The organism is Psychrobacillus sp. FSL K6-4615 (assembly GCF_038008225.1).
Classification (GTDB): Bacteria; Bacillota; Bacilli; order Bacillales_A; family Planococcaceae; genus Psychrobacillus; species Psychrobacillus psychrotolerans.
In genome coordinates this window covers 3,595,008-3,621,314 of record NZ_JBBOYQ010000001.1, presented here as the reverse complement: position 1 = coordinate 3,621,314, position 26,307 = coordinate 3,595,008, and the positions used below count along the sequence as shown (strand labels likewise).

Annotated in this window: 26 protein-coding genes and 1 riboswitch; of the genes, 13 read left to right on the top strand and 13 right to left on the bottom strand. The window is 36.9% G+C overall.

The window, feature by feature from the left end; genetic code table 11:
• Window positions 1-27 precede the first annotated feature (27 nt).
• Window positions 28-1,146 carry a non-hydrolyzing UDP-N-acetylglucosamine 2-epimerase gene (gene wecB, locus MKX53_RS18340; protein ID WP_340913094.1) on the bottom strand — a complete coding sequence of 373 codons (1,119 nt, stop codon included), beginning with the start codon at window positions 1,144-1,146 and terminating at the stop codon, window positions 28-30.
• The gene (locus MKX53_RS18335; protein ID WP_340913092.1) at window positions 1,143-2,762 is read right to left on the bottom strand and encodes a glycosyltransferase family 2 protein; all 1,620 of its coding nucleotides are present in this window, start codon (window positions 2,760-2,762) and stop codon (window positions 1,143-1,145) included. The genes wecB and MKX53_RS18335 overlap by 4 nt, the downstream gene beginning before the upstream one ends.
• Before the next feature lie 163 nt (window positions 2,763-2,925).
• Between MKX53_RS18335 and MKX53_RS18330 the strand changes: the two genes are divergently transcribed.
• Both MKX53_RS18330 and MKX53_RS18325 read left to right on the top strand, forming a co-directional pair.
• The gene (locus MKX53_RS18330) at window positions 2,926-4,017 is read left to right on the top strand and encodes a CapA family protein (protein WP_340913090.1); all 1,092 of its coding nucleotides are present in this window, start codon (window positions 2,926-2,928) and stop codon (window positions 4,015-4,017) included.
• Window positions 4,018-4,032: 15 nt separating this feature from the next.
• Window positions 4,033-4,641: a class I SAM-dependent methyltransferase gene (locus MKX53_RS18325; RefSeq protein ID WP_340913088.1), complete on the top strand. Its 609-nt coding sequence runs from the start codon at window positions 4,033-4,035 to the stop codon at window positions 4,639-4,641.
• A 178-nt stretch (window positions 4,642-4,819) separates the two neighbouring features.
• On the opposite strand, the gene MKX53_RS18320 is transcribed toward MKX53_RS18325, so the two are convergent.
• Window positions 4,820-6,745, bottom strand: coding sequence for a translation factor GTPase family protein (locus MKX53_RS18320; RefSeq protein ID WP_340913087.1), 1,926 nt, complete (start codon window positions 6,743-6,745; stop codon window positions 4,820-4,822).
• 98 nt (window positions 6,746-6,843) lie between these two features.
• On the opposite strand from MKX53_RS18320, the gene MKX53_RS18315 reads away from it, so the two are divergent.
• Window positions 6,844-7,020, top strand: coding sequence for a hypothetical protein (locus MKX53_RS18315; RefSeq protein ID WP_093537944.1), 177 nt, complete (start codon window positions 6,844-6,846; stop codon window positions 7,018-7,020).
• 40 nt (window positions 7,021-7,060) lie between these two features.
• Here MKX53_RS18315 and MKX53_RS18310 read toward each other — a convergent pair whose 3' ends face one another.
• Entirely contained in the window at window positions 7,061-7,288 is a 228-nt protein-coding gene (locus MKX53_RS18310; protein ID WP_340764182.1) for a hypothetical protein, read from the bottom strand.
• A gap of 220 nt (window positions 7,289-7,508) precedes the next feature.
• Window positions 7,509-7,697: riboswitch (cobalamin riboswitch) on the bottom strand.
• 176 nt (window positions 7,698-7,873) lie between these two features.
• On the opposite strand from MKX53_RS18310, the gene MKX53_RS18305 reads away from it, so the two are divergent.
• Window positions 7,874-8,674, top strand: coding sequence for a serine hydrolase (locus MKX53_RS18305; RefSeq protein ID WP_340771191.1), 801 nt, complete (start codon window positions 7,874-7,876; stop codon window positions 8,672-8,674).
• Window positions 8,675-8,750: 76 nt separating this feature from the next.
• On the opposite strand, the gene MKX53_RS18300 is transcribed toward MKX53_RS18305, so the two are convergent.
• Entirely contained in the window at window positions 8,751-10,412 is a 1,662-nt protein-coding gene (locus MKX53_RS18300; RefSeq protein WP_340913086.1) for an FAD-binding dehydrogenase, read from the bottom strand.
• A 140-nt stretch (window positions 10,413-10,552) separates the two neighbouring features.
• On the opposite strand from MKX53_RS18300, the gene MKX53_RS18295 reads away from it, so the two are divergent.
• The 3 genes from MKX53_RS18295 to MKX53_RS18285 all read left to right on the top strand — a co-directional run bounded on the left by MKX53_RS18295 (window position 10,553) and on the right by MKX53_RS18285 (window position 13,910).
• A complete protein-coding gene (locus MKX53_RS18295; protein ID WP_093537940.1) occupies window positions 10,553-11,503 on the top strand; it encodes a TRM11 family SAM-dependent methyltransferase in 951 nt (316 codons plus the stop codon).
• 25 nt (window positions 11,504-11,528) lie between these two features.
• Window positions 11,529-12,173, top strand: coding sequence for a LytTR family DNA-binding domain-containing protein (locus MKX53_RS18290; RefSeq protein ID WP_340913085.1), 645 nt, complete (start codon window positions 11,529-11,531; stop codon window positions 12,171-12,173).
• Window positions 12,174-12,395: 222 nt separating this feature from the next.
• A complete protein-coding gene (locus tag MKX53_RS18285; protein WP_340913083.1) occupies window positions 12,396-13,910 on the top strand; it encodes an acetyl-CoA hydrolase/transferase family protein in 1,515 nt (504 codons plus the stop codon).
• A gap of 84 nt (window positions 13,911-13,994) precedes the next feature.
• Here the strand turns inward: MKX53_RS18285 and MKX53_RS18280 are convergent, their stop codons facing one another.
• Window positions 13,995-14,807 carry a YitT family protein gene (locus tag MKX53_RS18280; protein ID WP_340913399.1) on the bottom strand — a complete coding sequence of 271 codons (813 nt, stop codon included), beginning with the start codon at window positions 14,805-14,807 and terminating at the stop codon, window positions 13,995-13,997.
• A gap of 396 nt (window positions 14,808-15,203) precedes the next feature.
• On the opposite strand from MKX53_RS18280, the gene adh reads away from it, so the two are divergent.
• The 4 genes from adh to MKX53_RS18260 all read left to right on the top strand — a co-directional run bounded on the left by adh (window position 15,204) and on the right by MKX53_RS18260 (window position 18,595).
• Complete coding sequence (gene adh, locus MKX53_RS18275; RefSeq protein WP_340913081.1) at window positions 15,204-16,724, top strand: aldehyde dehydrogenase; 1,521 nt, start codon at window positions 15,204-15,206, stop codon at window positions 16,722-16,724.
• Between the two features lie 23 nt (window positions 16,725-16,747).
• Window positions 16,748-17,104, top strand: coding sequence for a DUF779 domain-containing protein (locus tag MKX53_RS18270; RefSeq protein WP_340913078.1), 357 nt, complete (start codon window positions 16,748-16,750; stop codon window positions 17,102-17,104).
• Window positions 17,105-17,192: 88 nt separating this feature from the next.
• The gene (locus MKX53_RS18265; RefSeq protein WP_340913076.1) at window positions 17,193-17,924 is read left to right on the top strand and encodes an NADPH-dependent oxidoreductase; all 732 of its coding nucleotides are present in this window, start codon (window positions 17,193-17,195) and stop codon (window positions 17,922-17,924) included.
• Window positions 17,921-18,595, top strand: a complete 675-nt coding sequence (locus tag MKX53_RS18260; protein WP_445678274.1) for a DNA alkylation repair protein — start codon at window positions 17,921-17,923, stop codon at window positions 18,593-18,595. Before MKX53_RS18265 ends, MKX53_RS18260 begins: the two co-directional genes overlap by 4 nt.
• 56 nt (window positions 18,596-18,651) lie before the next feature.
• Here MKX53_RS18260 and MKX53_RS18255 read toward each other — a convergent pair whose 3' ends face one another.
• The 6 genes from MKX53_RS18255 to MKX53_RS18230 all read right to left on the bottom strand — a co-directional run bounded on the left by MKX53_RS18255 (window position 18,652) and on the right by MKX53_RS18230 (window position 24,022).
• The gene (locus tag MKX53_RS18255; RefSeq protein ID WP_340913072.1) at window positions 18,652-19,737 is read right to left on the bottom strand and encodes a CAP domain-containing protein; all 1,086 of its coding nucleotides are present in this window, start codon (window positions 19,735-19,737) and stop codon (window positions 18,652-18,654) included.
• 14 nt (window positions 19,738-19,751) lie between these two features.
• Window positions 19,752-20,288 (bottom strand): superoxide dismutase family protein, encoded by a 537-nt coding sequence (locus MKX53_RS18250; protein ID WP_340764165.1) that lies wholly within the window; start codon window positions 20,286-20,288, stop codon window positions 19,752-19,754.
• A gap of 103 nt (window positions 20,289-20,391) precedes the next feature.
• On the bottom strand, window positions 20,392-21,564 hold the full coding sequence (locus MKX53_RS18245; RefSeq protein WP_340913069.1) for an MFS transporter: 1,173 nt from the start codon (window positions 21,562-21,564) through the stop codon (window positions 20,392-20,394).
• A gap of 188 nt (window positions 21,565-21,752) precedes the next feature.
• A complete protein-coding gene (locus MKX53_RS18240; protein ID WP_093537931.1) occupies window positions 21,753-22,148 on the bottom strand; it encodes a MarR family winged helix-turn-helix transcriptional regulator in 396 nt (131 codons plus the stop codon).
• A 148-nt stretch (window positions 22,149-22,296) separates the two neighbouring features.
• A complete protein-coding gene (locus MKX53_RS18235; protein WP_340764162.1) occupies window positions 22,297-22,782 on the bottom strand; it encodes a hypothetical protein in 486 nt (161 codons plus the stop codon).
• A 67-nt stretch (window positions 22,783-22,849) separates the two neighbouring features.
• Complete coding sequence (locus tag MKX53_RS18230) at window positions 22,850-24,022, bottom strand: alanyl-tRNA editing protein (RefSeq protein WP_340913067.1); 1,173 nt, start codon at window positions 24,020-24,022, stop codon at window positions 22,850-22,852.
• Window positions 24,023-24,227: 205 nt separating this feature from the next.
• Between MKX53_RS18230 and MKX53_RS18225 the strand changes: the two genes are divergently transcribed.
• Together MKX53_RS18225 and MKX53_RS18220 are read left to right on the top strand one after the other, a co-directional pair.
• Window positions 24,228-24,671, top strand: coding sequence for an ASCH domain-containing protein (locus MKX53_RS18225; RefSeq protein ID WP_340913394.1), 444 nt, complete (start codon window positions 24,228-24,230; stop codon window positions 24,669-24,671).
• 13 nt (window positions 24,672-24,684) lie between these two features.
• The gene (locus MKX53_RS18220; protein WP_340913065.1) at window positions 24,685-25,338 is read left to right on the top strand and encodes a hypothetical protein; all 654 of its coding nucleotides are present in this window, start codon (window positions 24,685-24,687) and stop codon (window positions 25,336-25,338) included.
• A 113-nt stretch (window positions 25,339-25,451) separates the two neighbouring features.
• Here MKX53_RS18220 and MKX53_RS18215 read toward each other — a convergent pair whose 3' ends face one another.
• Complete coding sequence (locus MKX53_RS18215) at window positions 25,452-26,276, bottom strand: STAS domain-containing protein (RefSeq protein WP_340831884.1); 825 nt, start codon at window positions 26,274-26,276, stop codon at window positions 25,452-25,454.
• Window positions 26,277-26,307 lie beyond the last annotated feature (31 nt).

Below are 26,307 nucleotides of genomic sequence, written 5' to 3'. Positions count from 1 at the left end.
AATAGAAAAAAGTATGAGTAGCTATACTCATAACTTCTTTTCTATGTTTTTTAGTAAGTCAATTATTTGTTTTGCAGAGGTACCATCCCCATAAGGATTGGGAATTTTCGCTATTTCTGCGTGTTCACTTGGAGATTCAAGTAGCTTTCTTGTTGTGGCTAGAATTTTTTCCTTGTCTGTCCCAACTAATTGTAAGGTTCCGGCTTCGATACCCTCTATTCGTTCTGTACTTTCTCTAACTACTAGCACTGGAACATTAAGTGCAGGTGCTTCTTCTTGTATGCCTCCGGAATCTGTAATTACAAGGTGGGAAAGCTTCATAAGATGAGAAAAGCATTCATAGTCTAAGGGCTCAATCAGGTGTATACGGGAGTTTATATTATTTGTTAACAAATGATCTTGGACCTGTTTTTTGACATTCGGATTTGGGTGAACTGGGAAAATGATATCAATATCCTCAAATTCCACTAATAGCTGTTTGAAGGCCAGGTAGATTCCCTCGAGTTTTATGAAATTTTCGCGTCGATGGGTCGTAACTAAAATAATACGTCTCTTGTTATCTATTATTTTTTGTATATTTGATGGGAAGATATATGGTCTACTTGAAACATCTAGAAGTGCGTCTATAACGGGGTTACCTACTACAAAAATACTGTTCTCTGGAATTCCCTCTTGTAAAAGGTTTGTTTTACTCTTTTCCGTAGGGGCAAAATGATAGCTACTAAGACTCGTTACAAGTTTTCGGTACATTTCTTCTGGGAAAGGAGAATACATATTAAATGTACGCAATCCTGCCTCAACATGGCCAACAGGAATGCGATGTAAGAATGCTGTATAGGCACCTGTAAAAGTAGTTACAGTATCACCAAGTACCAACACTAAATCAGGGCTTTCCTTTTCATATACTTCTCCAATTTTTTTGATCATTTCAGCTGTTATTTCTTCCAGTGTTTGATTTGGTTTCATAAGGTTTAGTTGGTAATGCGGTCTAATTGAGAATAATGATAATACTTGATCGAGTATTTCACGATGTTGTCCTGTATTTACTAAGATGCAATCCATTTCTTTCGAGCTCACCAGTTCCTGTATAATTGGAGCAAATTTTATCCCCTCTGGTCGAGTACCAAAAATAATTAATACCTTCACCGTTGAGTCATCTCTTTTCCTGTAGGAACAAGCATGATTTTCGTTATTGTTCCGTCAATTACTTCAAAATTTGCCTCGTACACATTCCCCCAGCGAAGTAATGATTCTTGAGCAATCATACGGAATTGGTTATTTAATATTTCTTTTTCTTTTATAGTTATATTGGTACTATGTCTGCGTTGATGATATAAGTTTTTGTCAACCCAGTGAAGTTCGAAGTCCTCAGCAATACGAAGGAACATTGCAAAATCATCTGCTAACAAAGGCTCTCCTTGGATTGTTGTTATCCACCCATTCAATTCTTTAAGTGTGGAAGAACGATACAATCTTGGACAATGCGTTTGAAATTTTTCCAACACTTCATATTTGTCCTTATAAGAAATCCCTTTATAAATTGGTCCTTCAAGTAATCCGCCGTTCTCTTCAAACCAAACTTGTCTATTTGCATAGACTAAACCTACATTCGGTGGAAGTGAGAGCATTTCACCTACCATAATCTCTAACGAAGATGGATCAAGCCAATCATCGCCATCTAGCTCTAGTACATATTCACCAAGAACATATTGTAATCCGATATTGAGAGCTTCCGCCTTGGTTCTTTTACTAATGTGAATAGGGATGATTCGAGAATCGTGAATAGAGTATATTTCACTTAGAGTCGGATCGGTAGAACCAACGTCTATAGCAACAACCTGGAAGCTTGAAAAGGTTTGATTTAGTACACTTTGTATACAATTTTTTATATAATTCCCATGGTTACAGGCCGTAATAATAACAGTAACTTTCGGGATATCACCGTTTTTTCTTCTATGGTCTATACTTGCAGACATACTTTGGAGAAATAGCTCCTCAGAGGCTGTTATTGTTGTTAATGAATATTTCCCGTTTAAACGATAATCCATAAGAGGTTCTGACAAAAATAGAAATTCACCAAGAGGCATTAATCTTATCCAAAACTCATAGTCAGAAACTAGTCCATATTTAGGATCATAACCATCGGCTTGTTCATATGCTTCTCTAGTGAAAAGAAAGGATGCACCAATAAAACAAGTTAACATTATTTCTTCTTTTGGTCGTTTCATCATTTCAGTAAGTGCAGGATACCAAGTATTATTTATATCTCGAGATACTCGTTTTTCATCGATAGGATGATAAAGTGAGTATACTAAAACTGTATCGGGAGTAGCATTCTTCATCGTCGCTACTAACTTTTCAAGAAAGTTTGGCCATTGTATATTATCACTAGATATCCAAGTAAGTAGGGCACAATCTAATAGTCTTTCAAAGCCCTCATTTAAGGAGTGTGCGATCCCTTTATTGAAGATGCGGTGAATGATAGTGTATTTACACGTTAGAAGCTTCGATGCTTCATATACTGCTTTTACTGTTTGGGCGTTTGCGCCATCGATAACAATTACTAACTCAAAGTTGCGGTATTTTTGGTTTTCGATAGCCTGTACACATTCAAACAAGTACTCTCTTTCTTGGTTGTATACAGGAAGCACAACGCCTACTTTATCGTTAGATTTTGAGCTATTTGAACCTTTCTTTCGTACTCTTAAGTGGCGATCTTTATTAGGTAGCCACTTGTACCATTTGCTATTTTCTGCGTTCATTTCTACCTTCCTTTACAGTTTTCAGCTACAAATATATATATTAAAGTGGCTGTCTTGTATACTATGAAAGGGCTGAGAATAGAAAGCGGCTAATATCCTAATAAATATATATAAAGATTTTTCGGTATAAGTAACGATATTGTAGAGAATGATTAAGGTGGAGGTGGTATATATTAAAACTATAGTAGCTTTTCTAGTCATTCTTATTTCTATCTTGCTATATTTTAATCTACAAATAGAGAAACCTATTCATTTTAATGAAGAGTTCCACGGGAAACAATTTTCGACATTTTATATGGAATATGAGGAAGAAAAAATAGAAATCGGGATGGTTGGTGATGTATTACTCCATTTACCTCTTTACAATTATACAAACTTTGCTCCTTCCTTTTCTCCTGTACAGCAGGAATTAGAATCCATAGATTTGTTAATAGCAAATCAAGAATCCTTACCGGCCGGAAGAACATTTGGAGTATCTGGATACCCAAACTTTTCTAGTCCGCCTCATATTATAGGTGATTTAAAAGATATTGGTGTAGACGTGTTATCGATAGCTAATAATCATTCACTTGACCAAGGCGAAGAGGGACTCTTAGAAGCAATTCAACAGATGGAAAAGGTTGAAATGCCATATATCGGTGCTTTTAAATCAGAAGTAGACCAACAGACAGATCGGATATTCAAAGTGGAAAATATATCATTTGGACTTCTAAATTATACCTACGGAACTAATAGTCATGAAACTCCAGTTGGTAAGGACTATTTAGTGAACCGAATAGAGGAAACTCGAATTATAAAAGAAATAAAGGAATTAAAAGCAAAGGTAGACTTTGTTGTAGTTAGCATCCATTGGGGAGCGGAGTACAATTTAGAGGCAAATGATACACAGAAAAGGCTAGCCAGGACTATTTCAGACGCCGGTGCAAATATTATATTCGGTCACCATCCCCACGTTATCCAACCATATGAACAAATTTTGTCGGAAAATGGTCATCAAACACATGTGTTTTATTCATTAGGAAACTTTTTTTCTGGTCAAAAAGACGAGTATACTAATATTGGTGGAATTGCTAAGATAGAAGTTTTAAAGAAAAATGTGAATGGTAAACAAATTATGACTTTAGAAAATCCTAGCTTTATATCTACGGCTGTTTTAAAAGGTGAGCCCTATACGGTTAACTTTTTAAAAGATGTTGAAAGTGAAATAGGAAAAACAAATGCATGGGTGCAGCAGCATGTATTTGGAGGAGAGTGAGTTAGGGGGGGACGTGTGAAAGAACAAGATCATGACAGATTACTACGTATTAAGACAGAAGGTGTAAGAGAATGGCAGCACCAATCGTCTCATTATAATCGATATGAAGCGACCCCATATTCCGCATTGGAGATTCTTTTTGACGAATATGACGAGTGGAAGTCAACAGATCGCTTTGTAGATTTTGGATGTGGCAAGGGGAGGTTCCCATTTTACGTTTATCACCATTTGCATGCTTCAGCGGTTGGGGTAGAAATGAATGGCCAACTCTATCAGGAGGCAATGGAGAACTTAGCTAAATATATGGAGCGTGCTAAAAGTTCAAGAGCTTCGATTCAGTTTGAACATATATTTGCAGAAGGGTATGACATAGAAAAGGAAGATAATCGATTTTACTTTTTTAATCCGTTTTCTTTGCAAATTTTTCAAAAAGTTATAGATAATATCCTACGTTCAGTTGAAGACCATGCCCGCTCTGTGGATGTCATTCTCTACTATCCAACCTCAGAATATAGTCACTTTCTCGAAATTCAAACAGTATTCGAATTATGGAGGGAGATTCGCCTTCCTGGTTTGTATGAAGAAAATAATAATGAACGGTTTTTAGTTTTCCGATTAGATTAAAATAAAACACTCCGCTTATAGTGGAGTGTTTTTGTATCTTCAAACCATTGTTTCAGTTTCTCGTTATCTGCTAGTATGCCCCATACTGTTTCTACCTATCTTCGAACTGTTTTTTTGTATCGTGCAGTATAATTCCTATTTTCTTTTTGTAGTTATCATGAATTATTCCTTCTTAAGATTATAGGCAATGCATAGCTGCTTCCGCCTCATGCCAGTAGACAGGATATCCTTTTCCTTTAGCGCAGAAAATAGATGTAGATGTATACTCAGGGTCTGCTTCTTTGTTATAACCAAGTGTATCAATTATCTCCTCAGTATTATGACAGCGATCGTAACCTCCATAAACTAAGCTAAGAGTTCCCTTGCCATGGGTAAAAGAAGCGAATGTCGTACTGTAATTCATAAAGGTCGCTACGGGTACTCTTCCTTTTATGAAAACATTATCTCCACTATTTTCTGGAGGTTCAAAGGTTCCTGCTGCTTGTTGGATATCTGAGAGTATTCGACCGATTAAGTCCATATTTACTTTAATTGTAAAATCATAAAATGGCTCTAAAAGTATATTTTCCGCTTTTTCCAGTCCTTGCCTAAGTGCACGGTAGGTTGCTTCTCGAAAGTCTCCACCGTGTGTATGTTCATTATGTCCGCGTCCTGTGAGTAAAGTAATTTTCACATCAGTTAAGGTGGAGCCTGTTAGTAAACCGTGATGATCTCTTTCGAAAAGGTGATGCTTCACTAAGTTTTGATTGCCTGTTGATAGATCATTCGCATGACATATATTTGCAAAGGTAATTCCACTATTTCTTGCAGCAGACTCGATTAGTAAATGCACTTCTGCATAGTGTCTTAAAGGTTCAAAATGACCATATCCATGCACGGAGTTACCAATAGTTTCTTTGTATAGAATTTTAGGCTCTCCAAAAGATACGTGGAAACCAAAACGCTCCAAAACAATTTGTTCGAGTACTTCTAGTTGAATAACGCCCATTACATGGACGTGTATTTCTTGAAAGTACTCATCCCAAAAAATACGTAAAGAAGGGTCTTCTGCATCTAATAATTTAAAGCAACGTAATACTTCCTTTACATGTACAGAAGCATCAAAGAGTACTTTAGATTTTAACGTTGGAATCATATCAAATTTAGTTTTCTGGGCGAATACACCGAGCCCATCCCCAATGGAGGCATTTGTTAAGCCAGTAACAGCTACTAGTTCACCTGCTATAGCCTGATCTGTAGTTTTAAATTTATTGCCGCTATATTGGCGGATTTGCGTTATTTTTTCAGTTTGTTCATTGTAAGTCACACTGTCGCGTACTTTCAATGTCCCATTCACTAACTTCAAATAGGTAACACGATTCCCACTTTCATCGTGTCTTATCTTATACACCTGTGCTGCAAATACATCGTCTGATTTATAGGAAGTAGTGGTTAACGAATCTAGTTTTTCTAGAAATTCGACAATACCTATATCTTTCAATGCTGAACCACTAGCACAAGGAAAGATTTTGTTTTCTTTCACCATTTGTTTAAGCGTTTGTGTCCATAAGTCTTTATCGAATCCACTGTCCATATAAGTTTCTAAGAGAACTTCATCTCGCTCTGCAAGAAATTCAATTAGCTCTTCGTCAAAAGATGTCGTTATATCACACACATTTTCTGATAAGGTGGAGCGAATTTCAGCAAGAACGCTTGTTGGATCCGTGCCTTCATAATCGGTTTTATTAATAAAGAAAAAGGTAGGGACATGGTGTTTTCGCAGTAATTGCCAAACAGTTTCCGTATGTCCTTCAATGCCGTCTACAGCACTAATAATAATGATGGCATAGTCCATCACTTGGATAGCACGTTCCATTTCTGGAGAAAAATCGACGTGTCCCGGAGTATCGATAATATAGTAGGTAGAATTGTTGTAGGTAAAGATTCCTTGATCGGCAAATATAGTAATTCCTCTATTTTTCTCTATAGTATGACTATCAAGAAACGAGTCTTGGTGGTCCACTCGTCCTCTATGTCTAATGGTATTTGTATGGTAAAGCAGTTGCTCTGAAAAAGTAGTTTTTCCAGCATCTACATGTGCAAGAATTCCAATAGTTTTGTGCATGTACTCACCTCTGAACTTAATTATAGCAAATTAGGGCGAAAACACCTGTATCAGTGCTATACTAGATAGACTAACAACGTAGAAAGAAGGTACAATTCATGCAATATTCGAAATCGAAAATGGAAGAACTAGTGAAATATAGCCCAGAGTTAAGCAAACGTTTAAAAGAGGTTATGAAGGAGCATGATTTAGAGAAAAGCTTTGCTTTAAAAGCTCTTTATCACTCTGAAGTAAAAGACGGCGGTAAATTTCAAAGAGACTATCAAGACCTATAAAAAAGTGAACCGATTCAAAATCGGTTCGCTTTTTTTTTATTTAATCTTCTTTCATTCCTGAAATCTCACCTTTAATTTGTTTATATGCTTTTTGTAAATTGAGTACATATTTAGTTTTGTCTTGTTCGTGTATTTCTGAGATAGTATCAATTTCTTTTCCAAAGGCTTCAAATATCAAATCCAGTGAAATGGATGAGCTTCCAATATTATTAGTCATTAATACATTTTTAAATCTATTTATATAATCTTCTTTCGTGCCGATAGTCATTTCAACATTCCTTTCTTCAACATAAAAAAGCATCCTCTTTTAAAAGAAGATGCTAGTTGGATATGATTGGTTGTTGTCGAGACGTTTGAAACGTAACAAAATACACACCGAAAAGAGTCAATATCTCCAGTGTTTTCATTGCGCTTTTTCGTACGACAGCAATTTCAAGCATTTGCTTGTTCATAGCTGCACTTAACACCCCCTATCCGCGTAGGTTTTTGGTGTGTACTTGAAATAGGCAGGTCTCCTGGCTCATGTTCATCGCTTTTCTATCCTTCCCATAATGACATACAGTGGATATAGTAGAATTGCTCCCATTTACAGTTGCGGGACAGCGTCGGTTTTTCACCGACTTCCCTTTTAAGTTCATTTACTTTTGTAAACGAACACCTAAGTCTACACATTATTCAATTGTTCTTTTACTATAACATAAAAAATTTAATATTCAGTTGATAGAAAGTTAAAACCGAGCTTTATTGTAAATCTATAAATCTATTTGCTTTTTATAGTTTATAATTAATGTAATATTCAAACAATTGTTAGTCTATAATAAAATAAATAGATTTTCTATAGGGGGGAAGAATTGTGGAAGAGCTTGTGAGCAAGGTACAAAAACTCGTAGAACAGTCAAAAGGCACTTGGGGAATCGTCTTAGAGGACTTAAATTCAGGGGAGAAATGGGAACATAATGAACAGGAGCTTTTTTATGCGGCAAGTGTCATTAAGGTACCAATCATGGCCTCAGTTTATAGAGCAGTGGACCGAGGAGACTTGTCTTTAATGGACTTAATCATCCTCAATGAAAAAGAGTATGTGGGAGGTTCTGGTGTATTGCAACATTTTACTCCAGGATTATCTCTTCCCCTTCAAGACATCATAATGCTGATGATTATTCAAAGTGATAATACGGCAACTAATCTACTAATCGACCTTGTAGGAGTTGACGATATCCAAAATTCTATGAAGGAAGCAGGAATGATATATAGTACTTTTTATAACAAGCTCATGTTGAGTAAGTCTAATCCCAAAGGTGCTAATCGGATAGCAGCAGTGGATATAGCTATACTTTTACATAAGATGGCTATGGGAGATTTAGTGAGTGGTAAAGCAAGCCGTCAAATGGTAGAAGTGATGAAGAAACAACAGGTACGTGATTGTTTACCTGAAAGGTTACCGTCTCCATACTCTAATTTTGATTATGGGATGACGCCATGGGAGTTAGCCAATAAGACTGGATGGATTCCTGGAACACGTCACGACGCTGGAATCTTTTACGTAGGGAACCGAAAGTTAATTGCAACGGTTTTATCAAAGGATGAAGATGATTTACTTTCGAAACGTATTCTTGCTCAAATTGGAGAAGAAATATACAAATACTTACGGTAAATTGGTTAAAGACGACATGGATATACAACGCATGTCGTCCGTAACTATTTCAGATTAGGAAACTTCAGTAATCGAGTTAAGTTTGATTTAGGCTACGAACCAAGGCCCTGCCTGCTTCTCTTCCTGTAAAGATACACCCACCTAAAAATGTCCCTTCTAAAGAGCGATACCCATGAACTCCTCCTCCACCAAAGCCAGTTACTTCACCGGCTGCATAAAGCCCAGGGACGGCAAGTCCTTTATCATTTAGTACACGGCCGTCGAGATCAGTTTGCAATCCACCAAGTGTTTTCCTAGTCACAATATTTAACCGAACAGCAATTAAAGGACCGTTTTTAGGATCTAATAATTTATGGGGAGATGCTACACGTATTAATTTATCACCTATATAGTTTCGAGCTCCTCGAAGAGCCGTTATTTGAAGATCTTTTGTAAATTTATTATCCATTTCACGGTCTCTAGCTAGTAGTTGGTTCTCAATATGTTCTAAGTTTAAGAGATTATCGCCAGTAATTTTATTCATCCCATCTACTAGGTCGGATAAATTGTTAGATACTATGAAATCTTCTCCATTTTCCATGAAGGCCTTCACTGGAGCAGTGGGTCCTGGTAAAATTCGCTTCAAAACCTGTTTGATACTTTTCCCCGTTAAATCTGGATTTTGCTCAGATCCTGAAAGGGCAAATTCTTTTTCAATAATTTTCTCGGTAAGTATAAACCAAGAGTAGTCATACCCAGTTCTTTGGATAGCCTCTAGCGTTCCTAAAGTATCAAAACCAGGGAAGTTTGGAGCAGAGAATCGTTGTCCTGTGGCATCTAACCAGATCGAGGATGGGCCTGGCAATATACGTATTCCATGAAGTGGCCAGATTGGATTCCAGTTTTTAATACCTTCTGTATAATGCCACATGCGATCCTTATTTACTAAGCGACCACCAGCTTTCTCTGTAATGGCAAGCATTCGTCCATCCACGTGTTCTGGCACTCCAGAAATCATACGTTTGGGAGGTTCCCCAAGCCGTGAAGGCCAGTTTTCTCTTACCAGTTCGTGGTTAGCGCCAATTCCACCACTCGTTACCATTACGTATTTAGCTACATATTGAAAATGGCCAACCACATCTCTTGGGCTTGGTTCTCCACGACCAGCAGAACTAGGAGTCAATAATGAACCACTCACACCAATGACCTTTCCGTTGTCCATGACCAGTTCGTCTACTTGGTGTCGAGGTTTATATTCTACATTTCCTTTGGACATGGCAGCTCGAACACGAGTTTCAAAAGGTTTCACAATACCAGGTCCGGTACCCCATACGATATGAAACCTTGGTACTGAATTTCCATGTCCATCTGCAAGATAGCCTCCTCGTTCCGCCCAACCTACTACGGGGAAGAATCGAACACCTTGTGCGTGAAGCCAATCACGTTTTTCCTCGGTTGCAAACCGAACATAAGCTTCCGCCCATTTCAACGCCCAGTAATCTTGATCCTCTTCCCGATCGAACCCAGCTGTTCCAAGCCAATCCTGCCATGCGAGTTCATATGAGTCCTGAATACCTAATCTTTTTTGTTCTGGGGAATCTACTAAAAATAATCCTCCAAATGACCACCAGGCTTGACCTCCAAATGATGCTTCAGGCTCTTGATCCAGTAGTAAAACTTTCTTTCCTGCATCCGCAAGTTCAGCGGTAGCAACAAGCCCTGCTAGTCCAGCACCGACTACTATGACATCCCATTCCATCCATATCCCTCATTTTCCAATAATTCTGAAACTTATTTTTATTATATTCTATAAAATTATGAATTACTATTCACTGTTGTAAAAATGATTTGAACGGTGACACATGATATAATAGAGGCACTATTGGAGGGAATATATTGATGAACAACAGCCGACAACCGGCATTTATATATACATATGCTTATAACGAGGCCGAACGCTCTCTGTGTCATTTAGAGATGCGCTCTTTTTTTGACAAAGACACCGAAACAAAAATTTTAAAGAGTTTCATAAAAATTGATCCTAGTAGAAGTCCTTTTATGAAAGGAAGACTAGAGGTTTTAGCTGAAGGGGACAAAGTGGAGGAAATTATCTCCCAAGCACCCAATTTTGGTTCAGAAAAAGAAACGAATAAAGTAATATTTTTAAAGATAAATGACCGCCAAGGAAAAGATAAGGTGGAGAATGCGGAGAGGCTTCGTATTGAAAGAGCCATTGGAAGTGATATGCAAGGTAACTTTGATCTACAAAATCCGGATCAGTTATTCGCTGTAGTGCCATTTGAAGGTCGTTGGTATTTCGGGTTATACACGAAAAGCGAACCTATTTGGTTTAATCATATGAAGAAACCGCGAGAGTATTCTACTGCACTAAGCACAAGAGTTGCCAGAGCAGTAGCGAATATTGCAGTTCCACATCCGAAAGGTATTCAAGCTATTGATCCTTGCTGCGGTATTGGTACAGTACTAGTAGAAGCATTATCCATGGGGATTGATATTGTAGGAAGAGATATTAACCCGCTTGTATGTGAAGGTTCTAGGGAAAATATAGCATACTTTGGACTGACTGGAGATGTTCGAAAGAGTGCAATTGAAGACATCGAAGAGATGTATGATGTCGCAATAATAGATTTACCTTATAATTTATATACAAATGCATCTTGGGAAGACCAGTTTACTATTTTAAAACACGCTCGTAGAATTGCCAAAAAAGTAGTTATCGTTACAATTGAGTCTATGGATGATCGACTAAATACTGTAGGTTTGCATATCACAGACCGGTGTATAACGAAAAAACAACAATTTACACGTGAAATAGTCGTTTGTCAGTAGATTAACTAAAAAAGGGGATGGAAGGATGAAGGATTTATCCATAGTTGCCTTATTAAATGTAATTGGTGAACTATTTTCAGATGAAGTGTCTATTGCTGTTACTGATACAGAAAAATATATTTATTATCGCCCTAGTAAACGTATCGATTTAAAGATTCTTCCTGGAGATTTGTTAAAGGAGGAAACTTTAGCTTATAAAGCATTGCAAAGTGGTCAGAAGGTATCGGAATTTATCAATCGTGAGGTTTTTGGTGTCCCATATCATGGAATGGCCGTTCCTTTCTTACATAAAGGGGAACTAGAAGGTTGTGTGCTAGCTATTTACCCGGCATTTACAGAGGGGAAATCTGTCATAACTATCAAAACACAAGACGGTTGGATTCCAACTCCTTTTTCCGATGTAATTTACTTGGAGGCAAAAGATCGTAAAACTCATATTGTAACTACATCTTTCAAAGGAAATCATACTAATTCACTTCAAGAATTTGAGTATAAATTGCCAAGAGAAATGTTCATACGTTGTCATCGTTCTTTTATCGTTAATGTACATCAAATTAAAGAGATTTTTCCGGATACACATTCAACTTTTGTACTAGCTATGGCAAATGGAGAAAAAATTTCTGTTAGTCAATCTTATGCAAGTTATTTCCGGAAATTGTTGGGATTTTAATAGAAAGCGCTTGAATAAGGGGTAATTACTCTGACATTCAAGCGTTTTTTTTATTAATTCCTATAAAAAGCGCTTAAATATCACTGTCTAGGGAAATTTGTTCTGTTCTGGTATGAGTATATTCTGTTTAGGACAAATAAAATGTGTCTTCGACAAGTTTCAACAAAATTGTGACAAAAGGGGGTAAAATAATTTAAATGCACTTTTTGAGGGGGATACTTTATGTTTAACAATTTGGATCGTGTTAAAGATATTAGTTTACATAATTTAGTAGTAGGAGCAGAAGAAGCTGCTTCATGGATTCAACATGGGATGACATTAGGGTTAAGTGGATTTACACGTGCGGGAGATGCGAAAGCGGTTCCATTTGCACTAGTAGAGAGAGCGGCCAATGAATCATTTAAAGTGAATATATTTACAGGTGCTTCTTTAGGATCTGATATTGATAAATTACTATCCGAAGCAGGAATTGTGCATAAACGCTTACCTTTTCAAGCGGATGCAACGATGCGCAAACATATTAATACAGGAGATCATTTGTTTGTGGATCAGCACTTATCTCACACAGCGGAGTTAATACGTTCGGGTGTATTGCCAATTATTGACTTTGCAATTGTGGAAGCGGTTTCAATTACTGCAGATGGAATGATTATTCCAACCACATCTGTAGGTAACTCTACAACTTTTGTCTCGCAAGCAAAAAATATAATTATAGAAATTAATGTAGCACAATCGGAAATGTTAGAAGGCCTTCATGATATATACGAACCTGCAGATCCAGGAAGTAGATTACCAATTCCTTTATCAAAAGTAGAGGATCGTATTGGTCAAATAGGAATTCCTTTTGATGCATCTAAAGTAAGAGGAATCGTGTTTACTAACAATTTGGATTCACCATCTCCTATTGTCCCACCCGATGAAGAAACAGAGGAAATGGCCCAGCATTTAATCGGTTTTTTGCGTCAAGAAGTGAGCAATGGTAGATTAACTAATAAGTTAGCTCCAATTCAAGCGGGTATAGGTTCTGTTGCCAATGCTGTGCTTGGAGGCATGATTAACTCGGAATTTGAAGATCTACAAGTATATTCGGAAGTTCTTCAAGACTCCGTATTTGAGTTAATCGATGCTGGCAAAGTTAATTTTGCTTCTGCATGTTCAATAACACTTTCACAAGAAATGATGGATAAAGTGTATGGTAACTTGGAAGAATATCGAGATAAATTAGTGTTACGACCACAAGAAATTACAAACCATCCGGAAATCATTCGTCGTTTAGGGCTTATTTCTATTAATACTGCTTTAGAGTTTGATATTTACGGAAATGTTAACTCTACACATGTATCTGGTACTAGAATGATGAATGGAATTGGTGGTTCAGGCGATTTCGCTCGTAACTCTAGAATAGCTATTTTTGTAACTAAATCTATTGCCAAAGGCGGTAACATATCCAGTATTGTACCTTTCGTGGCTCATGTCGATCACACTGAACATGATGTAGATGTAGTCGTAACAGAGCAGGGCTATGCAGATCTTCGGGGTTTAGCTCCAAGAGAACGTGCAGAGTTAATCATTAATAACTGTGTACATCCGATGTACAAAAGACAGTTACAAGATTACTATGAAGAAGCATTAACTAGAGGCGGTCAAACTCCGCATGTCCTAGAAAAAGCATTTTCATTCCACACAGAACTGGCGAAAAATGGAACGATGCTCAGTAAAGAAAAAGCTTTAATATAGAAAAAAGCCGACTCATTTGAGTCGGCTTTTTCTTCAGCTACAGCATAAAGCTTGTAGTAGGTGAACTTGTTGGAGGCTTACAGTCTAATGAATATCTTTCTTTTTAAAGCGGCCTCCTCGAACTTCAGCAATATTACCAACAGCTAAAAAGGCATGGCTGTCTATTTCTTCCACAATGGATTTTAGTTTTGCTTCCTCTAATCGAGTGATTACGGTGAAAATGACTTTTTTATTATCCCCAGTATATGCTCCTTCACCGTGTAAATAAGTTAATCCACGACCCAACCGGTCCATAATCGCATCACCAATATCTTCTATATTTTCACTAATGATATAGACGGATTTTGACTCATCTAATCCTTGAATCACAATATCAATCGTTTTAAAAGCAATAAAATATGCTAAAAACGAATACATAGCCTGTTCCCAAGTAAAAACAAAACCAGCAATTGCAAAGATGGCAAGATTTATAATCATGATGATTTCTCCAACTGAAAATGGAGTAGCCTTGTTAAATAAAATAGCAAGTATTTCGGAACCGTCAAGGGAGCCACCATAACGAATAACTAGCCCAACACCTGTTCCTAGAACGATACCTCCAAATACAGTAGCAAGTAGTAAATCAGGTGTAATAGCATCAATATTATGGAGGAAAGAAGTACAAATCGATAGAATGGTTATGCCAAATAATGTGGATAAAGCAAAGGTTTTTCCTATTTGTTTATATCCGAGGAAAAAGAATGGGATGTTCAGGATGAATATAAAAATACCTAAACGAACTCCAGTTAGGTGGGAAATAATGATGGATACCCCTACAACACCACCGTCTAATATTTGGTTAGGGACTAAAAATAGTTCTAATCCAATAGACATTAAGATAGCACCTATTGCTATCATTAATAAGCGAACAAATACGACTTTCTTAGGGGTACTTCGGTGGGGAGTTTTGACAGGTTTGATTTCAAATGTTAAATCACTCAACGTTAATCTCCTCTTTCCTGAAAGTAATCATATATTTATTTTATAGAAAAAACCTATAGATAGGAAGGAAGAATTACTGACCTTACTAAAAGAAGTGAGAATAGTAATATTGAAAGTTCTATTTCTAAATGGGACATTATAGTCAATTGTAATATTTAATGAAACCGTTATTATTGTAATATTCCATATAGTCTGTCAAAATGATGGTAAGACTATTTTTTTATTTTAATAGTTTTGAAAGCGCATACATAGATTGCGTCTTACATAATATATGGAATGTGCTAAATAGATATGAAGGGGAGGAAATAGAAAATGGTTTATGCATTTCCGAATACAGAAGGCTCGAAGGTATCGTTTAAGGACAAGTATGAAAACTATATTAATGGCGAGTGGACACCCCCGGTTAAAGGACAATACTTTGAAAATGTTACACCAATTACAGGTAAAGTATTTACACAAGTTGCCCGCTCTACTTCAGAAGATATTGAGTTAGCATTGGATGCAGCACATGGTGCTAAAGATGCGTGGGGCTCCACTTCAGTTGCGGAAAGAGCAAATATCTTAAATAAAATTGCGAATAGAATAGAAGAAAACCTTGAATTGCTAGCAGTAGCTGAAACTTGGGATAATGGGAAAGCAGTTAGAGAAACGTTGAATGCGGATATCCCACTAGCTATTGACCATTTTCGCTATTTTGCTGGTGCCATTCGTGCACAAGAGGGTGGTTTAAGTCAAATTGATAATGATACCGTTGCTTATCATTTCCATGAACCATTAGGAGTGGTAGGACAAATTATTCCTTGGAATTTTCCTATTCTAATGGCTGTATGGAAGCTAGCTCCAGCACTTGCTGCCGGGAACTGTGTGGTCTTGAAACCAGCAGAACAAACACCAGCATCTATCCTAGTGTTGATGGAACTAATTGGAGATCTTTTGCCTCCTGGAGTAGTAAATATTGTCAATGGGTTTGGATTAGAAGCTGGAAAGCCTTTAGCATCAAGTCCACGAATTAGTAAGATTGCATTTACTGGGGAAACTACGACTGGACGTTTAATTATGCAATATGCATCGCAAAATTTAATACCAGTAACGTTAGAGCTTGGTGGGAAATCACCAAACATATTCTTCGAAGATATTATGGACGAAGATGATGCATTTTTGGATAAAGCGGTAGAAGGGTTTGTTATGTTCGCCTTGAACCAAGGAGAGGTATGTACTTGTCCTTCACGTGTTCTAATACAAGAATCTATTTATGATAAATTCATTGAACGCGTCATAGCGCGCGTGGAAGCTATCAAAATAGGAAATCCACTAGATCCATCTGTCATGATGGGAGCACAAGCTTCAACAGAACAAATGGAGAAAATCCTTTCTTACTTAGATATTGGAAAGCAAGAAGGAGCAGAATGTTTAATCGGTGGAGAACAAAACAAATTAGACGGAGAACTAGCAGAAGGCTACTATATAAAACCGACAGTCTTCAAAGGAAATAATAAAATGCGTATATTCCAAGAAGAGATTTTTGGACCTGTTGTTTCGGTAACGACATTTAAAACAAAAGAAGAGGCACTAGAAATAGCTAATGATACATTATACGGTTTAGGGTCTGGTATTTGGACACGTGATATGAACACTGCATATCGTTTTGGACGTAAAATTCAAGCAGGTCGTGTATGGACAAATTGTTATCATCAGTATCCTGCACATGCAGCATTTGGTGGATACAAAATGTCTGGTATTGGTAGAGAAAATCATCTAATGATGCTTAATCACTATCAACAAACGAAAAACCTTCTTGTAAGTTATAGTGAAAACAAGCAAGGCTTCTTCTGATGCTGTAGAAAGGGTGAGTGTAGATGGTTGAACGCGTAATTGCTACTGACGCTGCACTAGAACTCATTGATCTATTGAAAGGTAAGCATGGACCTTTGATGTTTCATCAATCTGGTGGTTGTTGTGATGGTTCTTCTCCTATGTGTTATCCGGAAGGTGATCTAATCATAGGTGACCAAGATGTAATTCTTGGAAAAATAGGGGATGTTTCATTTTATATGCACAAAAGTCAGTTTGACTATTGGAAGCATACGCAGCTAATCATAGATGTAGTGGTAGGTCGTGGTGGAATGTTCTCCTTGGAAGGTGTAGAGGGAAAACGATTTTTAACAAGATCTCGAGCATTTACACAAGAAGAAAACAACCAATTACAAGTATGAATGAAGCGAAGTAAAGAGTTTATAACTCTCTACTTCGCTATTTTCGGTTATACTAAAAGTAATTTTATGATGAAAGAGGGTTCTTACTTTGGTTCAAGAATTATTAAGAAAGCATTCGTCTGTCAGAAAGTATAAAGATTATACATTAACAAAAGAGGAAGTATCCGAACTTGTGGAGACTGCTCAGCATGCTGCTAGTTCACATTTCGTGCAAGCATATAGTGTTATCTGGGTAAGTGATGAACAGAAAAAAGCAGAACTAGGTAGATTATCTAAAAATCCCATGCAATTTGAAACTGCTGGAGCGGCATTATTATTATGTGCTGATTTTCATCGTTTACAGGTGGCAGGTAAATTACAGCAAACAGATATTGTTATAGATACAACTGAGAATGTGTTAGTAGGAGCAGTTGATGTTACTCTTTTTGCGCAAAATTTAGTCATTGCAGCAGAAGCAAAAGGTTTTGGTATTTGTTATATAGGAGGAGTACGTAACGAACCAACAGCAATTAGTCAATTGTTTGAATTGCCAACGGGAGTATTCCCTCTATTTGCTATAACTCTTGGTATTCCAGATCAGCAAAATGAGGTCAAACCTCGTTTGCCAGTAACTGCAGTATTACATGAAAATAACTATAATAGTGCAAAATATGAAGTGTTATTACCTGAGTATGATCAAACAATGGAAGACTATTATAAAAGTCGTGGCTCCAATCAGAAAACAGCAAATTGGACTAAGTCGATGGCTGAATTCCTGGAGACTCCTAGAAGACCTCACATGGCAGAATTTTTGGCGAGTAAAGGATTTACTCTCAAGTGAAAAAAGAGTGGACAATAGAGCAAGTTAAAGGTTATATGGAGCCTAAACGAAATGATGAAATTGCACTACCCATGGCCAAGTATATGAAAAATCATTTCCCCTTTCTTGGGATTAAAACACCAGAACGTCGACTGCTTTTTAAAGCGATGACTAATGAAATGGAACTTCCATCGTATGAAGATATGGAAAAGGAAGTATGGGCCTTGTTCCAGTTAGAAGAACGAGAATATCATTACATAGCAATTGAATTATTATCCAATTATAAAAAACAGTTAGCTGTAAATGATCTACTGTTTTGTCAAAAACTCATTGAGATGAAGTCTTGGTGGGATAGTGTAGATTCTATCGCTCCTAAAATAGTAGGGGATATTGTCCTGGCAAACAGAATGGAAGGAGAAGCCGTGATGGTCGAGTGGGCCAAGTCCTCGAATAGGTGGACGAATAGAGCATCTATTTTACATCAGTTAAAATACAAGGACAAAACAAATGAAGAGTTATTATTTGCGACCATTCAACGTCATGCAGAATCAAAAGATTTCTTTCTTCAAAAATCCATTGGCTGGGTATTGAGGGAATATGCTAAAACATCCCCTCAAGTAGTGCAAGAATTTGTTGGAAGTCATACACTTGCTCCCTTAAGTAAGAGAGAAGCGTTAAAACATTTTAAATGATAAACAAAAAGAGGTTGTCCCTAAAAATCAGTGAACACTGACTTAGAGACAACCTCTTAGTTTGTGAAAAAGTTTTCTGTGTAGTAAGGAGTCGATTTTTTATCAAAAGCGGTGCCGACACCAAGATTTTCATAATGAACACTTAAAATGTTTTTCCGATGTCCCAATGAATTCATCAATCCCTCATGAGCAAAAATACTACTAGTTTGTCCATATGCTAGATTTTCTCCAGCATAAGAGAAACTCAGTCCATCTTCCTCCAATCTATTAAATGGAGATTTTCCCTCTAGATTTTCATGACTAAAATAGTTATGAATTGCCATATCCTCACTATGTTTTCGAGCGGTGTTGCTCACACTCTCATCGTAAGATAGAACAGAAAGGCCATGAACTACTCGAGCAGCATTCGTAAGATCAAAAAGCTGAAATTCAAATCCTTTTTTCAGTTCGTTCGATGGTACCCCAAAAGTAGATTTATGATTTTTTTCTACAGATTTTTCGACTACTTGAATGGCTGTTATTGTATTGTCTTCATGGAGATCATAGAAAAAAGTTACATAGTTATTATCAATTAAGAACAAATCATATTCACCTGCATCAGGTAGGAGGTAGATGATATTCCCTTTTTTCAGTTTCTTAATAGGCTCATCCAATTGTGAGAGTACTTCTTCCCTAGTACTATTCATTTGTAGACCTAGAAAAGAAGATTCAGAAGGCTGATTGGTAAACATGGCATTTACCCGGTTGTTACTATCATAGGAAACCATCATAAAATTTTGATAGTTTTCATGATAGGTATGCCATACTAAACTATATTCATTTAGACTAACTCGTTTAGCATTACCATGAATTTTCTCAATCTCACTTTTTTTCATCCCTATTTTTATTTCGTCTAACTCAATTCCAGTACCTGGTAAAGTTTTTTGATCTGATGCTGCAATATGAAAGGCTGGTTCATCTTTTGCCTGCATCCAGTATGCTTTTACTTCATCCAAATATTGTTCTACTTCCAGTGAATCAATCCAGTCGTCCACGGGGTTTAGGAATGCCAGATCAACGTATTCTACTGTGTACTCTTCCCATAAAGGTCTAGTAAAGAATAGCGCTATAACAAAAAGTAGTAACCAGCCTATTTTTCTCATGTTAAACCTCCAAACTACTTGCTAATTTCCCCGCATACAATTCTTCCACCAGAATTTCCGGAAGGATCCGTTTTATAATCATCCGCATTTTCATGAATAACAAGGGCACTTCCATCCGCATCTAATAATGAGTTACTTTTTCCTGCAGTCAAAACAACCGCCGGAGATACAGTTTCTAACTCTACTGTACCATCTTCTCCAACTTCAATGTTTGGTAAGTCTCCTAAATGATAGCCTTTTGCATTTTCAAACCCGTGCTCTTTTCCAGTTGGATTAAAGTGAGCACCCGCGGATTCAAAAGTAGGTTTTTCGCAGCTTGCCTTTTCATGGAAATGAATTGCTTTAATGCCAGGAGTAAGACCCTCTGCTTTTAATAATATATGCACTCCTTTGGAATGCTCGGACAAAGTGGCTTTCCCTACTTCTTTACCTTCTGTATTCAATAATGAAACCTGCACTGCATCTTTTAGGTCAGCGTCTGCAGAAGGGAAATTACACCCTCCTAGTGCCGTGACTGCTATTAATAATGGAATTACGATTTGCTTTCTCATGTATTGTCCTCCTTGAAATACTTTAATGGTTCCAGTATTACCAAAATAAGGGCTTTTATATACATAGATTAAAAACTAACTAATAAAGGGTACACCCTCTATGCTATACAGGACGTTGTACTTTTTTTACTCTTACAATAAACAGAACCAGTGCAATAATGAGAGAAATAATAGAGAAGAGATATAAATTTTGATAACCAAGTCGAGTGGCGATAAGTCCTAAAATGTAAGAACCTATAGCTAGACCAGTATCAAAAAGCGTGAAAAATGTTGCCGTAGCGTATCCACTACGTTCATGCTTCGTGGACTGAATTGCAAGTGTTTGAAAACTCGGAACTACAGCACCATAACCTAGGCCGATAAATGCACCAGAGAGTAAGAAAAGGAATGGGGAGTTCATAAAAGCAAGTAAGGCAAGTCCGATCATGAACGAGACAAGCCCTGGAATAACAATATATTTTGGTCCCTTTTCATCGAAGATTCGACCTGTAAATGGTCGTGTCGCTAACATCACGATAGCAAAGACAGCAAAAAAGCTACTAGTTAAGTGAAGTACACCTTTTTCTTGGGAGTAAATAGATAGGTAAGAAAGTACACTAGCATAAGAAAAAGCAACTAAACTGGCTATTAAAGCAACAGGTAATGCCTTTTTTTCAAAAAGATCATTCCACGTTAACTTCGATCTAGGGGAAGTAGCTTCCACTTTTTTACCCTCAGGTATTAGTAATGCTGCGATGGAGCCAATTAGAAGCAAAATCGTTAAAGATAAAAACATAACATCATAGGAGAAAGATTGTATAAGGGTCAAAGCTATTAACGGCCCGATTACAACTGCTAAATTCGTAGACATCGTAAAATAGCCTAGTCCAGCACCACGTCTAGAAATAGGAATATTATCTGCAGCCATCGAACCACTAGCGGTAGTAGCAATACTAAAGAAAATACCTTGTACAAATCGTAGTGCTAACAAGCCTTCAAAAGGTTCAATAAAATAATAAAGGCCTGTACATACTAAGTATAGGAACAGAGTAAGCCATAATACCTTGCGCTTTCCAATTAGGTCTAATATTTTCCCAGAAAAAGGACGAGTAACAATTGCAGAAACTAAAAAGATAGTCATTAATAGACCTGCATCCTCGTCTGAGCGCGATAATACATCTGTAGCGTAAAGTGGAAGTGCCGATACAAGTCCATAAAAAATTATAAAAATAGAAAAGTTTGTAGTAAACAAACTTATAAATGCTTTCGTCCATATAGGCTCTTTAGTTTTTAACATAATAATCCTCCTGTATATCTCGTATTTATGGTCTGACCAAAGGGAGTCCAGTAATCCTACATTGGCGTCCATACCATCATAAGAGTTCAGAGATATACTAACCCATCAAAGCACGAAGTAGAACCTAGAAGATGCCACATGTGGCTTCGTCTAGGTCAATCGCTTCCTTCTAACTTTAATTTATCTCTTTATTTTACCTTTTGTAGCAGTTCAAACAATAGAAGTTCTTCTTCTTTGGACAAGCCATTGAGAACTCGTTCCTCAAATTCCTTCATCGCTTCGTTGATAACTGGAAACTGTTGTAGCGCATGTTCAGACAGTTTTACAATTTTTTCTCGTCTATCTTTACCAGAAGAGATTTCAATCCAACCAAGCTCAGCTAACCTATTAACCGTTCTTGTAATAGTGGGTGCTTCTACGTTTAAGTATTTCCAAATCTGTGTCAATGTCATTTCATTATGCTTTTGGATACAGTAAAGAACTGACCACTGCGAAGCGAATAAATTAAATTCTTTTAAAGTATGATTAACTTCCTGTTTTAAAAAACGATATTTTTGAAAAAGCTCGTGAATAAGTGGATTCATTGAGTGAAACTCTCCTTTTATGTAAATCCAAATTACTTAGCTAACTAAATATATGTTACGGCGAAAAATAATATTTGTAAAGAGTACATAGTTATGCTATTTAAGTGAAATAAAAAAACCGAGCAATATGCTCGGTACATTTACTAGGTTAAAAACATTGAAAAGAGGAAATTCTCTCCAAATCGGTTCCGTAGTAAGTCCACATGAATCCGTTCCATCTAAATCCTGATACAGATCTTCTGCCGACAAACGTAGGATAAAGCCAAAAAGAATTGCCGTTATTCAGCCATACATACGTATTGCGGAATAGACAACCTCGGATGGAACCAGGATCTACAGCAAATACCCCGACACTTTGTCTTTGTGGAACAAAAGAAGGTGGTGGGCTAGTCGGAGCTCCTTGTTGACCACCGCCTTGTTGACCCCCTGGTGGTCTCCCTGGTGGAAAGCTAGGAGGGAATGATGGCCCTTGTTGTTGACCAAACGGAGGGAAGATGTTCCCAGGAAATTGTTGATTTCCAAATGGTGGCATCATACTTCCAGGAAACTGTGGATTTCTAAATTGTTGTCCTTCAATAGGTGGAAATCCTTGGGGACCGCCTGGACCTTGTGGAAAAGGAAATTGATTGTTCATTGCTTAATCCTCCTTTCATAGAGTAATCAACTTAGTATATGTCAGGAGGACATTTGTGGAACGGTGCTTAATGGATATATGATTTAGCTATTTCGATTAATTGTTCACTTGTTATTATTTTATCTCCACCACCTTGAGCCATGTTCTCGTTGCCCCCGCCTTTGCCATGGATAAAAGGCAAAATATGTGTAATGAGGTCTTTCATACTTTGAACTACATTACTTCCTTTCGCAACGACAATTTGTAGCTTGTCATCATTGTGAGAGACTAAAATACACATAGATTGTGGGGTGTCTTGGATGACTAATTTAGCTAGTTTTTGAAGCTCTTGCATCGATCTATTTTCGAGTATACAAGTAATCGTAGTTCCATCTGAGTTTTCTCTTAACTCTCTTGCTTTATATGTTAAAAGAGAATTGGATAGATCTTTTATTTCCTTTTCTAATGCGGAATTTTGTGCTAAAAGATTTTTGGCAGCATTAATAATTTTGTCTTCGGGAGTGCTTAATGTACTAACTAAATTTACAAGTACCTGGTGTTTTCTATGTAAATGTGTAAGAATTCTTTCCCCACATATGAACTCCACTCGTACAAGTTTCTTTTGTTTTTCTGTCTGAAGAATTTTAATAGCTCTTACTTGCCCAGTAGAGGATGGATGCGTTCCCCCGCATGCATTGTAATCGTAGTCAGGAATGATGACGAGTCGAATATTTTCTTTTACTGATGTTGCTTTTCGTAAATGGAAGTTTGATAATTCCTCTTCGGTTATCCACTTTGTTTCAATAGGATGATTTTCTAGAATTACTTGATTTGCACGTAGCTCTACTTCTATTAACTGTGCTTCTGTTACTTCGGCTGCATTTAAGTCAATCGTCACTGTATCTTTTCCTAAATGGAAGCTAACCGTTTGGAATCCAAATAATTGTTCAAAGGCTGCCGATAGGATATGTTGACCAGCATGTTGTTGCATATGATCAAAACGTCTCTTCCAGTCAAGCTGTCCCTTTACCTCCAAAGTATTTTCAGGTAAAGGATTATTAATGAAATGTCTAATTTCACCATCAACTATTTCTACATTTGTCACTTCAACGTCGTTTAACAGCCCAAGATCATGCGGCTGACCACCACCGGTAGGGTAAAAGGCAGTCTTGGAAAGAACAACATAATCTTGCTGCTGTTCAATTACTTTTGCATGAAAGGATTGGATGTTGGGATTTTCATAATAGAGTTTATTAGTCATTTAAATGGCTCCTTTGGATTGGAAAGTTTTGAGCATGCTTTTAAAGCAAAATGCTTATAACAAATATACAAGAATTATAAACAAGTTGGAGTGCTAATGTTAACCATATGTAAGGTAAGAATAAATCTACCTTTGCAATAGTAATTACAGACGTAGTTTAATATACTGAATTTAAAGAAAAAATAAATTGAATGAGGTTTTCATGATGAATGCATTAGCTAAAAAGTATTGGGATACGTATTTTGTTGGAAAAGAAAAGCCGCTTTCAGTCACTGCATGGCAGTTTGGTGGTATTCCAGATGAATTGGCTCAGCTAGTAAAGGATGGAGTAAAATCTGCTACCTGCTCATTGCATTTACATTATGAGTTAGAGAATGAGCCACTTCCTATGGTAAATGATTATAGTATTGTACTTAATAGTAAGGATGAACCAGTTTGTATAATTCGGACATCGGACGTGAAAATAATGCCGATGAAAGAGGTACCTTTGGATTTTGCTTATGCAGAAGGAGAAGGGGATCTTAGCTATGAACATTGGCATAAGGTACATATCGAATTTTTCACAAACGAGTTAAAAGAATTAGATAGGGAGTTTTCAGAAGAGATGTTACTAGTTTGCGAGCGTTTTGAACTTATAGACGTTAAGTAATGGAGGAGAGACTATGTTTAAGACAGTAACGCTATATACAAATCAATTAAAACAATTACGAGGCTTCTATGGGAATGTTTTAGAGCTTCCTATAGAACAATCTACAGACGAATATTTCCAACTATCAATTGGAACTTCGACGCTCATTTTTCGACATTCCGATTTACAGACTTCCTATCATTTTGCCATTAATATACCAGGTAACCAATTCACCCTTGCAAAACATTGGGCAAAAGAGAGAGTGTTGCTAAATAGAGAAGCATCTGTAGATGAAATCCATTATGCTCGGTTTGAAGCAGATGCTTTTTACTTTGAAGATCCAACGGGTAATGTGATTGAGTTAATAGCAAGGAGAAACGTAGACAAATGGAGTGATTTCAGCATCGAGTCATTTTTAAATCTAAGTGAGGTAAGTATTACTACTCCCTTTGTAGTGGAAACAGGAGAAAAGCTGCAAAGTATTGGTATTCCTATTTCCGGGCATGTCCAAATTGAACCGGATGAATTAAACTTTCTAGGAAAAAAAGATACGTTTATTTTATTAGTTCCTCCACAGAGAAAATGGTATTTTTCTAAAAATATGAGTAAAACTTCTCCATTAGAAATAGTTCTGGAGACTGGAAAAGAAGTTCTAGTTAATAGAGAAGGAAAAATAACGATTCAATAAAAGAGAGCGACTAATTATCCACAGTGGAATAATTGTCGCTTTTCTTTTGGAAAGTTATTAACATGTGGGTAACTCTTTGGAAATTTGTGTACTGTGGATACACTGTGAATAACTTAAGAATTAGCCTTCAAAGCGTACATTAATGTGGAGTATGACTGCATATCTGCAAAGTTAATACCTAGTGAAACTGCCGTTTGAGCAAGTTCAGGTCGAATTCCAGAGAAAATAGCATGCACACCAATAAGTTTTAGTGCAGAATGCAGCTGATACAATTGTTGGGCAACCATCGTGTCTAATACTGGTACTGCCGATAAATCTATAAAAAGGGTACTAAGCTTTTTAGCAGAACTCTGTTCCAAGGTGGTTTCTAAAATAATGGATGCACGTTCGGTATCAATATTTCCTACTAAAGGTAAAACTCCTATCCCTTCTTTAATAGGAATAACAGGACTACTTAACTCTGTAATCAGAGCTTGTTGGGTAGCGAGAAGATTTGCTGTATATATATGATGATACTTTGCAAAGTTTTCAATGATGTGGTCAAATGCAGTATTCATCAAATTAGACCATTCCGCAACCTGTTTACCAGTTACAGGAGTTGTAGACTGTTGGATAAATTTTTGAACGAAAGCCCAATAGGCAATCCGGACATTACGAAAACTTCGGATGCTTTCATACAAAGGGAATTTTTCTTTTGCTCTCTTTTCTGCGACTACTGCAGAACGGGTGTTGATATATTCAAGATATTCAAATTGATCACGGATATAGACAGAAGAGATAGCTTCTATTAAAGCTCCATTTTCATCTCTCAAGTATGTATTGTTTTGTGGTAGGGAGTAGCTTGGATTATCTTTTGACTGTTGAGTTAACCATGCATCTGTTATTTCCGATTTATTGGTCATGATAAAATCAAATAATTCTTTGTTTAGATGACTCATTTCATCTATCTCCTTCAATCTTTCTAATATT